Source organism: Flagellimonas yonaguniensis, assembly GCF_029193885.1.
Lineage (GTDB): Bacteria > Bacteroidota > Bacteroidia > Flavobacteriales > Flavobacteriaceae > Flagellimonas > Flagellimonas yonaguniensis.
Genome location: NZ_JARFVB010000014.1, coordinates 92,771 through 103,978, shown reverse-complemented (window position 1 = coordinate 103,978; position 11,208 = coordinate 92,771). Strand labels below are relative to the sequence as shown.

Genomic DNA, 11,208 nt, shown 5'->3' with positions numbered 1-11,208 from the left:
ACAACGCAATGTCGTTCAGGGGAAGGGAATATTCCAGGTGTTCGCTTTTTATGGAGATCGAGAAGGGCGAACTGATGCCGTTACCGGCGAAACGCTATGAGGTAAAACGCTATGCCCAGGCCACCGTACACAAGAACAGCCATGTTTATTTTGGGAAGGACAAGCATTATTACAGCGTGCCCTACAGGCATATAGGCAAACAGGTCAAGCTGGTCTATACCGACAGTATCGTCGAGATCTACCATAAGCACGAAAGGTTCGCCGTACATACAAGGAACAGGAAGAAATACGGCTATACCACCTTGGCCGACCATATGCCCTCGCACCATCGTTTCATAAGCGAGTGGAGCAGTGAAAAGTTCATCGATTGGGCAAGCGATATCGGCGGACACTGTAAAGGGTACATCATTGCCATCCTGGAGAAGAAGCAACACCCGGAACAATCCTATAAGTCCTGTCTGGGCGTGCTCCACCTTGCCAAAAAGTACGGAAGGGAACGTCTTGACGGTGCCTGTAGGCGTGCCGCGGAATATGGTGCGTACAATTACAATATGGTCGAGCGCATCCTGAAAAAGGGGTGGGACCAGATCGATGAAGGTATCGACGGGGACATGGAAATGCCCGAGCACAACAACATAAGGGGAGGAAAATACTACGAATAGGAACAATACTTAAAAACAGAACATATGAACGAAAAAACAATGCAATCGATGAAAGAAATGAGGCTCTATGGAATGCACAGGGCCTTCACCACAACAATGGAAACCGGCGGTCCGTCCACCGGTTACACCAACGATGAACTGATCGCCTATCTCGTCCAGAGCGAATGGGACGACCGTCACAACCGTAGGATAGAGCGATTGACCAAGTCCGCAAGGTTCAGGTATACGGCCGTCATGGAAGCTATAGACTACCGACCGTCGCGCCAACTGGACAAGAACCTGGTCCGGCGGCTAGGTTCCTGCGGGTTCATCCAAAAAAGGGAGAACATACTTATTACCGGTAGTACCGGCGTGGGCAAAAGTTACCTGGCATCGGCCATCGGCCACCAGGCCTGTTCCATGGGGTCAAAAACGATGTACTTCAATACTGCGAAGCTCTTTACCCTGCTCAAGACATCAAAGGCAGACGGTTCCTATCCAAAACAGATAAACAAACTTGAAAAACAGGACTTGCTCATCTTGGATGACTTCGGCCTTAAACCATTGGACAACATCAATAGGCATGCACTTATGGAGATCATCGAGGACAGGCACGGCAAAAAATCCACTATAATAGCATCACAATTGCCCGTATCAAAGTGGCACGACATTATCGGGGAGAAAACACTGGCCGATGCCATCCTCGACCGTTTGGTGCATACAGCCCACAGAATAGATATAAAAGGAGAATCAATGAGAAGAAAATTGAAAAATAAAAACTAAGTTTAACCCAAGGATAGATCAAATCTGGGCAGTCCATTTGCCATGGTCAGTTTCATCCGGCGAAGGTGGGTCAGTTTACCCGGCTTATCCAGGTAGAGTTTCCATGGGAAAATTTCAAAGTGGGTACGGATGTGACAACAATACATTGCAAGGGTAACCAAGATATTTTGCAGTCAGCAGAAACCGGGACAACTCTCATTATCGAGGACATATCCGATGAATGGAGAAAAAGGGGCATGGACTGGTTAAAAAGACAACTAGCAGTATTAGTGGCCAATCGGGGTGCAAGAAGAGATGGATTTATGGAAGACCCTGGCTTTAATATTCTTTTGGAAGCTCCCGACTTCGAAGATGAAGTGAAAGATTTAAGGGAGGAGTTTATCAATGCAGGTTGGGGAACATTAAATGCATTTGTCAACAGCAAAGGGCAGGCGGTATGTGAATTGGATGCCAAAGGTCTTGGAAAAAGAAAAATAGTGTCATCAAAACGGTTTTCCAATCTTAATGATGTTAAACTACATTTAGGAATATTTATTTCTGGGGTAGAAAAGATAAGAGACAGAGGTATAGCTTCTTCCAGAAATTTGAGTGAGATTTTACCAAGGTGGGGTGGAGTACAAATAAGATTTAGAGGTTTCAGGGTTTATCCTTATGGTAACGATGATTGGTTAAATATTGAAAAAGACAAGGCAAGAAGATTAGCGTCCCCTAAGGAAGAGCTGTTGGCTTTCGCTGAATCCCTACGAGGTGTCGAGGCATCAAGATCATTGCTCAACATGCCTGCCATGAATAGCTATATTGGAAACGTTGAACTTGGTAAAGATGCTAAGGGTTTTGAAATGAAGGCCAACAGAGAAGGCTTCATTGATTCAGATGCAATGACAGAATTGAAGGATTTCGTCCGATTTGCATTGGACTGGACCACTATTCTAAGGGATTATAGTATTCGTGAAGAATCAATTCTAAAAGCTGAAATTGCCAAAGAAGCTTTTGAGGATGTTTTGGATGAACCAATTCAAACCCATAGAGTTGTCGATAGGGCTCTTGAATATATTGACAATGAAATAAGAACAGTTGCCAGAAGCCTTGAACCAAACAAGCGAAGGGAAGTAGAGCAATCCATATCCAAAGCTACGGAAGTAATTAGAAGGCAAAATGAGTCCAATAAATCTGAGTTGTCTCATTTGCGACTAATCGCATCAACTTCTACACTACTTTTAATCTTTTCCCACGAGGTCAAATCTCTTTTGGGACTACTAGAACAAAGCAAGAATTCATTGACAGAAATTGCCGAAACACTTGTTGGAGAGGATAAGGACAAAGCGTTGGAGATTGGCTCCAATTTCAACGATTTGAATAAACGTTTGACAGAATTATTACAATTGACTTCATTGATAAGCGCCGATAAATCAAAAGTCCAACCAGGTCGGGTTTCTTTAAAATCCAAATTGCTCAAAGTAGAAAAAGCCTTTGAACTAATTACGGGCAAATATGGTATAGCGATTGATTCCGAAAACGTTCCGAACAACGCCATTACTCGAAAATATCATGAAGCAGAAATTTATTCAATTTTGCTCAATATCCTTTCCAATTCCATTAAGGCTGTTATTGCAACAAGTGGAAAAAGAAAGATAGGAGTTACTTCTAGTTTCCATGAAGGAAAACTGATTCTAGCTATAAAAGACACTGGAATTGGTTTGAACGAAAGTAGGTTTTCAGAGGTATTTACTCCATTTATATCTGATCCCGACGGAGAATTGTACGTTAATCTGGAAAGTCGCATGAACCCAGAAGATAACTTGATTGTTGGAACAGGCTCTGGGATAGGGCTGGGCATAGTAAAAGAAATTGTTGTGGCCCATGGAGGAAGCATCAATTTCGAAAAACCTGAAGGAGAGTGGTCAACTGAAATAAAAATTGTATTAGAAAATGAGGAAGCCAATTAATTTTGTTTGGTTCGATGATTCACCTGAGCGTGAAGCAACGGCCAAGAGTTTGGCCAAAGCCATTAAGGCTGAATACCGTTTTGTAAATGTGAAAGACGGGGATCTTGACAATATCATCAACAAATATCTATCGGAATCGGTTGAACCCGATTTAATTATCATGGATCATTTTCTTGATAACACATCTTCGAAAACATTTCGAAAAGGGTCAACAGCAGCAACCTTCATTCACGAAGTCTTTACTGAATGTCCGATTATTTCTGTTACAGCTGTTGACATTAAAAAAGATGTGGATACAAGGCAAAAATCGGCCTATGAAGACATGTATCCTGACAATGAAATATCTGCCCATTACAAAACAATAGAAAGCATTGCGTTAGGATTCCGAAAGCTAAAGCGAAAAAGACCCGAAAGTATTGATGACATTGTGAAATATTTTGATTGTCCGGAGGAAGACATTGAGAGGTTTTGTAAGATTCTCCCAATCGAAATTAAAGAGAAAGAAAATCTTAAAGATAAAAGCCTGTTAATTGAAATGAACAGATGGTTCAGACATACTCTAATTGAAAGGCCTGGATTTCTATATGACAGGATTTGGGCAGCTACTTATCTCGGTCTTACTCCAAAAGGATTTGATACCGTCAGTGAACAATTTAAGAATGCCCAATATAAAGGTGTGTTTGCCGATGAATCCAATAACCGATGGTGGAAAAGCAAATTAACTGAGCTAGTTGTCAAAAAAACGGGGGAAATAGGTTTGCCGTGGGAAATAGGTCGTAAGCTGGTGAATGATAAAAAGTACTATTCAAAATGTTATGTAAGTGATGAGCAATATCCCGAAACTGTAGCTGCGGAGGATGAAACTGAAGGTGCGCAATGGCATCCAATGAAACTGAAATACACTGAGCCCCACCCCAGTTATGAGGATTTGCTTTTTTTCGAAAATCTCAGAATAATCAAATGATTTTATGGGTATTGGCCTAGGACAACCTAAATATGATGCGTTCATCAGAAATGAAATAAAGACATTGGGGTTTATCTCAAACCAAAGTTCCTTTGCAAACAGTTTTTCTGATTTAACCAGTAAAGCTTACATTTCACATTCTACTTTAAAAGGAGCTGTCAAAAAACCGAAAGAAATTTCTATAGACCTCGAATGCGAGCTTGAATTGTTGGTGGAACAAAGAAGACGAAGAGTCTTCATTGGAGTAAACATCTCACCCAATTATTCCATGGCCTCGTATATGATAGCAATTTGTGAGTCTAATGGGGACAGTAAAGATTTAATTAGAAAGTTCCATTTTGACTTTGCAATGCCCAAGAAAAATGAAGATCCAAAACCAGTATATCACATTCAATATGGTGGTGAGCAAAGTCCACTTTTAGCAAAAGAATCAATCTCTTGTGAAATCTTAAAGCCAAAGATATCAAGTCCACGTCTAGTTGGATATCCCACTAACCTAGCTCTTTTGCTTGATTCAGTATTCTGTGAGTTTCGCTCAGAAATAACCGAAAAAATCATTGCCAGTGATGAGTGGCGTAATTTAATTAAGGAAAACGAAGATCTTTTGCTCAAACCATATTTTACTAGTGTTAGAGATTTTTTAAGTTCTGAAAAGCACAGTTCGGATAGACTACTTAGAGATTTTTATTATGGAGGATAACCCGATAGAACATAAAAAGAAAAATGGAATTTATTATACTCCGAAAAGTCTAGCCGATTATTTGGTTAGACCGATGTTAAACAAAGGGTACAACTCTTTCTTTGATCCCGCATATGGTGATGGTGCCTTACTTTTGGCAGCTGAAAGGAATCAACGAAAAAATAACGAAAGTGTTGACATAAGTCTCTTTGGGTGTGACATTCATCCTGTTAATGGCCTTTTGACCCATTTACCAGAAGCGAACTTAATCGAAAGCAATTTTTTTGAATTTGACAGTTGCAATAAGTTCGATGCCGTTCTAACAAATCCGCCTTATATTAGGCACCAAGAACAAGACAAAACAAAAATTAAAGCATTCAAGAAGTCTATTGAAGAGCTTCAAGAATTAAGCAACTCATCAGATTTGTGGGCGTATTTTCTCATTAAAGCTGAACAACATCTAAAAAAAGGAGGTGGCCTTGGAGCGATTGTACCTTGGGCATTGTTGCAAGCAGACTATGCTCAAAATTTTAGAAAACACCTTCTAGAAAGATATGAAAAAATAAAGGTTCTTGCATTAAACACGCCATACTTTGAAGATGCACAAGAGCGCATAGTTTTGTTATGGTTGAGCAATTATGGCGCAAAAAATAAGGAAATCATAGTCGGTTTTTCTAAAGGCATAGAAAATGAAATTGAATACAGAAAATTAAACTGGGAAGATTGGGCAGCCCGAAAGGTAATAACCGCGGAAACCAAAAGTTTAAAAAAAATTCAAAACACTTTAAATATAAAGTACGGATTCAGAAAATTTTCTGAATATGCCGATGTTAGAATTGGAGTTGTAACCGGCGCAAATGATTTTTTCATAAAGGATTATTCAACCGCTAAAAGCTTAGGTTTCAAAAAGAATGATCTAAAGCCAATAATTACCTCCGCTAAAGATTTCCCTAACTTCATGAAAAGCGGAGGTAAGAATCTTAAGCGATTATTATTAATTAATGATTCAACTGCACAGAGAATCCAAGATTATTTAAAAGAGGGGATAGAATCCCAGCTAGATCAAAGGTCCCATTGTCAAAAGAGAAAACCATGGTACTACGTTCGGGATGGGAAAATTCCTGATGCATTCTTTCCATATAGAGTGGAAACAATTCCATATTTGGTTTTGAACTATTCTAAAGTTCAATCTACAAACTCAGTCCATAGAATTTATTTCAAAAAAGTTAGTGACACACAAAAAAAATGGATTCATGTATCGATGCTATCTCTTTATGGGCAACTTTCATTGGAAGCTGAATCAAAAACATACGGAAGGGGAATGCTGAAGATTGAACCTGGTTCATTATATAATTGTCAAGTATTATCAAAAAGCGATGAATCCATAGATGGGATTTACCAAGATTTGATTAAAAATTTAGAAAAAGGTGATAAAGCAAATGCTGTAAATTTAGCTACTGATTTTATCAATCAGCATCTAGACATTGACGACGATCTATATTTTGAGGCATTCAAAATATACAACAGGATACAATCTTCAAAGCTCAGATAAATTATCAAGCTCTTGGGTAGCCGATATAGCATACGAATTCCGTCTCTTGTGTCCATATTTATGAAACCACATATAACCATTCGTATCCATTAAAGAAATCGATTTAATCTTCAGCTTCCCAATCCTCAATATAATCATCCAATTCCATTAAGGAGAAATTGACTTTTTCGATATAGAACTTATTCGCATCATACCTTCCCTTAAAGGCAACATTCTTCTCCTTGACCCATTGTTTCAAATGTTTACGTTCAGGATGCTTTGTGTTCCCCATAATCCTTAAAAAATTATAGAACCCTGGCAAACCACCTACATCCTCTGGGGGACAATTCAACTCGCCATGGCAACAAATGGGAAAGGGAATCCTTAAATCATCGATTATCTTTTCCAATGTTATCCCATGTTGCCAGAAATCGCCAAAATCATAGAGATATGAAAATGTTTGTTCCTTGTCCTTTAGCACATCTCTGATTTTAAGATTTTGTGCGCTGATCACTTCATTTGGACCATGGTATCCATCCTCCTCGTATTGTTGGCCAATACGATATGTATCCGATTCAAATTCAAAAAGGTGATAGTTCTCCCATCCCATCACTATCTGTATAATGTGGTGTAGCCTATAAAACGTAATATTGGAATCCACTAGGAACTCACGCCAAATTTTCGGATTACTCCCCTGTAATTCAATATGAAACTTAAAAACCCTACCCAATACTCAACCATTTATTAAATCAAGTCCTCTGCCTTATCCAAATAATAGCAAAAATCATAATGGGTCATTCCAATTTTCGGATAATAGGAAATGGCTTCAGGAGCAGCCAGTAAAATCAATTTGGCGTCAGGTGCTTCCATCTTTGTTCTTCTGATCAACTCTTTCCCTATCCCTCTTTTCTGATATGATAGATCAACTGCCAAATCGGATAGATAAGTACAAAATGAAAAATCGGTCAACGATCTGGAAACACCTATAAGTTTACCTTTATGCCTTGCCGTAATGGTAAGGTTTCCCATTTCGACCATTTTCCTCAAGGTGTCATGATGGTTAATTGGTCTTCTGTTTCCCAAAGTGGAATTTATCAATACCTCTCTAAACTCCTCGACTTTCAAGTTATGCTCTACTTTGTATTCTATCATTTTTTAACTTAAGGTCATTATAGAAAATACATTGATTTTAAAATGACAAATTAGTTTTTAAACCTCTAATTAACAAAATTCATAAATCAATAAAAGCCATCATCCCTGATATTCTCCAACATCAACAAAGCACTATTTCCCAATATATGATCCTAAGTGAAGCTTCTGCATCGGTCTCTTGAAAGTATACGGATGATCCTTTCACCAAATGTTCCAATGCAACCCTATACCTTGCCTTTCCATATGCATTGTCCTCATAATATGTGCATGGATCTTTGGGGTGTACATGTGTCGGCGTCCTGAACACTTTTGCATTTCGGTTCATATACTCAAACCGTTGTGAAGCCCTTCTATGGATACTATCTAGCGATAGTTCACTTGGATATTCAGGTAAATCATAATAGAGTTCCTGCAATATGACGATGAATGCCCTTCTACGGGATAGTTTGGGCTTTCTTAAGGCCCTTTCCAAATCATGTTGTAGGTCTTGGACAATCTTTTCAGCCAACTTGACTTGGGATAGGGTGTATTGCTTGCCCCTTATAAAGGGGGCTTCCTCTTTTCCCAATTTCTGGAGATGTCTGAGCAATACATCCGAATCAATCATAGACCTGGCCCTTCCTTGCCCTTTTGTTTTGAAATTTCCTTTTGGATGGCACTTCCCAATATCTCGGACAGATCTTTCATCCTTACCGAAAGCCTCATCATATTTTCCTGAACATAGGAACCCATGAGCAGGAATTCAGACATATTGGTCTTTTGGGGCATCAACATTCCCTTCGCCATCAATTGCAGGAACAATTTTTCTTGGGAATCCATCTTTCCATCCTGTTTGTCCAATCCCTCTTCCAATTTTTGAAGGCAACCTTTTTTATCGAAAATCTTATCCCACTTGATATGGCCAAAGACCTTTTGACCAATATAGGCCATCACGTAACGTCCGTATTCCCATTTTCGAAAAGAGGTGGTAGGGTCCAGCAACTCCATTTCCACAAAATCCAACAACCTTTCATTGGAAAGAATTTCCTTAATGTTGTGTTCCATTTGGAGGAGCTGTTGGAACTCGGCCTTGCCTCCTTGGTCCAAATTGTTCAACAGGTGTCCGGCAAATGTCTGGGAAACTTGAAACAACGGGAGCTTTTCCTCCATAAGGGTTTTAAAAAAAAGAGGGTGTTTATCCTCCGTCAATTCGTCATAGTGGATTCCGTAGGTGAAAACAAGGGATATAAGCGTGCCAAGCTGTTCCAATGATAATTTCACCGATTCCTTTGGCCCAAGTTCCTTGACCATATCGGAAAAGACCTCTTTGCCTATCGGCCCATTAAAATCCAATATATTATAAGCGGTTTCACTCATTCTTTTGATTCATTAGGCCGCCCATATCCTAGAAAACAGAAAACCTATCCATCATAAATTTACAAAAGTGTGGAAGGGGAGGAAAAGAAAAGGGTGGAAAATGCCCAATATTCGGCCACAAAAAACATTTTTTTACAAAGTTGTGTTTTACTCCATCCAAACATAGGGATTTTAATAAATGTACGGTTATCCTTATCACAAAGGAGCATCCCGCCTTTCTTTTAAGGACTTTGTATATCCATTCTCCCATATTTCGAACATGTCATGACCATAACCTTTGTTGTCAGAAAAGATAATCTCAACTATCAAGACAGTATCCCAAAAGGATCTTATTTCTTTTTCATGGCAATATCTTCCACCAGCACTCTAAGGGATTTTAACTTGGAGGATTTTATATCCATATACGATTTAAAAAATATATAAGGAACTGCCTTAAAAAATATAGAAATCAAACCAAGCATAATCGCCAATGCAATGAATGCGAAAAGCACATATCCATATTTAGGTTCATAATTATTGGAATAGTCAAGGATTTCTTGAAATTGGATATTGAAATCTTTGTAAAAAGGTATCTTCTCTATGGTTTTAGCGATTTGCTCAGATGCCATCAAGATAAATGCTCCCGCAAAAAATAACGTCATCGTCAATTGTCGGCTTTCTTTATATCTGATGCATTCCAAAGCTATTACAGGATCATAGCTTTTTAAATATTTCCTTACCTCTCGTTTTTTATATTTTTCGAATGATTTACTGAAAGATTTGCACTTATTTTTAACGTCGTTTCTATCCCTAAACACGGCCATTACCATTTTTAACCTTTTTTTCTCTAGATATGAGATTAAAGAAACCCTAGGCTTCAATTTAATCAAGAAAAAATCTAAAAATAAGTAAAGAGGCAGTATCAATATCCACCGTAACCTAGGCCCGATGATAGCAACGATTGCGCTAAAGAATAAAACAAAAAGATAGATGAACGGGAATAAGTCTAAAAGCTTCTCTTTTAAAGTCAAATGGCGATATACCAAGTATTTGTAACTTAACTCTTTATTGAACATTTTGATAAGTGAATCAATCATTTTTTTCTTGAATTTTAAGTTTATAGGACAAAAATGATCAAAAGCCCTTTTTCAAAGCATATTTGTTGGTTCGATCCATAAAATAAAAGGAGTCCGTAAGCCGAGCGATCCTCCTTAAACCATGGTACCTTTATGAATAATTTTCCCATGGGTTTTTTGCCGTCGGTATGTATTGGTGGCATTCAGTTCAAATTAAATTTGTTTAATTAAAGGTGTATAAACCTTATATGTCCTTTTTGAACATTCTTCTTTAACTTTTCTGTTTCTCTTTGTTTCTGAGTTACGAACAAATCAAACATCTCGTTTTGAAAAATATAATTCCATCCAATCAGTGCAAAAAATAGATTGCCATTTATGTTAATAAAATTCTATATTACCCTTTACCAAATAATAAAAGGGTCTTCCAAAACATCAATTGTTTTATTTGTTACCCCTTTATTGGTTTTATTGGATATATAGAACAGCCTACAAAAGCTGTCCAATCAGTTTCGTCAGTTGTACACTCAGTTCAAAAACGGCAAATATGGGAAGTACAAACCAGATGCCTGGGATAAGCCCAATAAGGATGATCACCAATAAAAATGGCAATCTCAACAATCGTTTGATACGCAGGATCCCTAAATAAGTGTAAAGAACCACCCATAGAAAACCCACCAAGGGAAGATCATTATAAAGTTCCGAAAATGTCATAATCTTTGATTTTAAGTTCGATTTCCAATTCGTGATAAAATCGGTTCCCAAAAACCCGATCAATGACAGGTAGGGTAACTTCGATACCGATTTTTTTCTGTTCATTTTTTTACCAGTTCCTGTAAGCTGACAACATGGAGCTTGCAGGGGAAAAAAGTGTCCTTATTGTAGGCCATACGGATAAAGCCGATGTAACACCCGTCACCATATTCCAGTACTTTTATCCCTTTGTACCCACTGTCATGGGGGCCGTCCAAGACCTTGCCCCTACACTGTACAAGATGGTAAAGGGCCTGTAGTTTTGTTCCCTGTACCCTGCTCCAATCGCCCAACAGGGCAAGATCATGGATCGCCCAATAATTGGAGGCCTTTATAAATACTTTGTCCATA

13 protein-coding genes are annotated in these 11,208 nt (G+C 38.6%); 6 read left to right on the top strand and 7 right to left on the bottom strand.

The annotated features are described in order from the left end of the window. The 6 genes from PY092_RS16640 to PY092_RS16615 all read left to right on the top strand — a co-directional run. Nucleotides 1-662, top strand: a 662-nt coding sequence (locus PY092_RS16640; RefSeq protein ID WP_417958309.1) for a Mu transposase domain-containing protein, incomplete at its 5' end; no start/stop codon positions are given. A gap of 24 nt (nucleotides 663-686) precedes the next feature. After that, nucleotides 687-1,424, top strand: coding sequence for an IS21-like element helper ATPase IstB (istB, locus tag PY092_RS16635; RefSeq protein WP_116186018.1), 738 nt, complete (start codon nucleotides 687-689; stop codon nucleotides 1,422-1,424). 167 nt (nucleotides 1,425-1,591) lie between these two features. Continuing rightward, complete coding sequence (locus tag PY092_RS16630) at nucleotides 1,592-3,370, top strand: sensor histidine kinase (RefSeq protein WP_275616938.1); 1,779 nt, start codon at nucleotides 1,592-1,594, stop codon at nucleotides 3,368-3,370. Then, complete coding sequence (locus PY092_RS16625) at nucleotides 3,354-4,334, top strand: response regulator (RefSeq protein WP_275616937.1); 981 nt, start codon at nucleotides 3,354-3,356, stop codon at nucleotides 4,332-4,334. Before PY092_RS16630 ends, PY092_RS16625 begins: the two co-directional genes overlap by 17 nt. 4 nt (nucleotides 4,335-4,338) lie before the next feature. Beyond that, nucleotides 4,339-5,034 (top strand): hypothetical protein, encoded by a 696-nt coding sequence (locus tag PY092_RS16620; RefSeq protein ID WP_275616936.1) that lies wholly within the window; start codon nucleotides 4,339-4,341, stop codon nucleotides 5,032-5,034. Next, nucleotides 5,024-6,565, top strand: coding sequence for an HsdM family class I SAM-dependent methyltransferase (locus tag PY092_RS16615; RefSeq protein WP_275616935.1), 1,542 nt, complete (start codon nucleotides 5,024-5,026; stop codon nucleotides 6,563-6,565). The genes PY092_RS16620 and PY092_RS16615 overlap by 11 nt, the downstream gene beginning before the upstream one ends. Before the next feature lie 103 nt (nucleotides 6,566-6,668). Here the strand turns inward: PY092_RS16615 and PY092_RS16610 are convergent, their stop codons facing one another. From PY092_RS16610 to PY092_RS16580, 7 genes are all read right to left on the bottom strand, one after another. Then, the gene (locus PY092_RS16610; RefSeq protein ID WP_275616934.1) at nucleotides 6,669-7,274 is read right to left on the bottom strand and encodes a plasmid pRiA4b ORF-3 family protein; all 606 of its coding nucleotides are present in this window, start codon (nucleotides 7,272-7,274) and stop codon (nucleotides 6,669-6,671) included. 14 nt (nucleotides 7,275-7,288) lie between these two features. Then, nucleotides 7,289-7,696 (bottom strand): GNAT family N-acetyltransferase, encoded by a 408-nt coding sequence (locus tag PY092_RS16605; protein ID WP_275616933.1) that lies wholly within the window; start codon nucleotides 7,694-7,696, stop codon nucleotides 7,289-7,291. Between the two features lie 121 nt (nucleotides 7,697-7,817). After that, nucleotides 7,818-8,303, bottom strand: a complete 486-nt coding sequence (locus PY092_RS16600) for a hypothetical protein (RefSeq protein WP_275616932.1) — start codon at nucleotides 8,301-8,303, stop codon at nucleotides 7,818-7,820. Then, a complete protein-coding gene (locus tag PY092_RS16595; protein ID WP_275616931.1) occupies nucleotides 8,300-9,052 on the bottom strand; it encodes a hypothetical protein in 753 nt (250 codons plus the stop codon). Before PY092_RS16595 ends, PY092_RS16600 begins: the two co-directional genes overlap by 4 nt. Before the next feature lie 329 nt (nucleotides 9,053-9,381). Continuing rightward, complete coding sequence (locus tag PY092_RS16590; RefSeq protein WP_275616930.1) at nucleotides 9,382-10,128, bottom strand: hypothetical protein; 747 nt, start codon at nucleotides 10,126-10,128, stop codon at nucleotides 9,382-9,384. Between the two features lie 465 nt (nucleotides 10,129-10,593). Beyond that, nucleotides 10,594-10,923, bottom strand: coding sequence for a hypothetical protein (locus tag PY092_RS16585; RefSeq protein WP_275616929.1), 330 nt, complete (start codon nucleotides 10,921-10,923; stop codon nucleotides 10,594-10,596). Further along, entirely contained in the window at nucleotides 10,920-11,207 is a 288-nt protein-coding gene (locus PY092_RS16580) for a hypothetical protein (RefSeq protein WP_275616928.1), read from the bottom strand. Before PY092_RS16580 ends, PY092_RS16585 begins: the two co-directional genes overlap by 4 nt. Between the last annotated feature and the right edge of the window lies 1 nt (nucleotide 11,208).

Excerpts from the sequence above, each read along its gene's own strand:
- istB (WP_116186018.1), top strand. The coding sequence starts at position 687 with ATGAACGAAAAAACAATGCAATCGATGAAAGAAATGAGGCTCTATGGA.
- PY092_RS16625 (WP_275616937.1), top strand. The coding sequence starts at position 3,354 with ATGAGGAAGCCAATTAATTTTGTTTGGTTCGATGATTCACCTGAGCGT.
- PY092_RS16620 (WP_275616936.1), top strand. The coding sequence starts at position 4,339 with ATGGGTATTGGCCTAGGACAACCTAAATATGATGCGTTCATCAGAAAT.
- PY092_RS16615 (WP_275616935.1), top strand. The coding sequence starts at position 5,024 with ATGGAGGATAACCCGATAGAACATAAAAAGAAAAATGGAATTTATTAT.
- PY092_RS16605 (WP_275616933.1), bottom strand. The coding sequence starts at position 7,696 with ATGATAGAATACAAAGTAGAGCATAACTTGAAAGTCGAGGAGTTTAGA.
- PY092_RS16600 (WP_275616932.1), bottom strand. The coding sequence starts at position 8,303 with ATGATTGATTCGGATGTATTGCTCAGACATCTCCAGAAATTGGGAAAA.
- PY092_RS16595 (WP_275616931.1), bottom strand. The coding sequence starts at position 9,052 with ATGAGTGAAACCGCTTATAATATATTGGATTTTAATGGGCCGATAGGC.
- PY092_RS16590 (WP_275616930.1), bottom strand. The coding sequence starts at position 10,128 with ATGATTGATTCACTTATCAAAATGTTCAATAAAGAGTTAAGTTACAAA.
- PY092_RS16585 (WP_275616929.1), bottom strand. The coding sequence starts at position 10,923 with ATGAACAGAAAAAAATCGGTATCGAAGTTACCCTACCTGTCATTGATC.
- PY092_RS16580 (WP_275616928.1), bottom strand. The coding sequence starts at position 11,207 with ATGGACAAAGTATTTATAAAGGCCTCCAATTATTGGGCGATCCATGAT.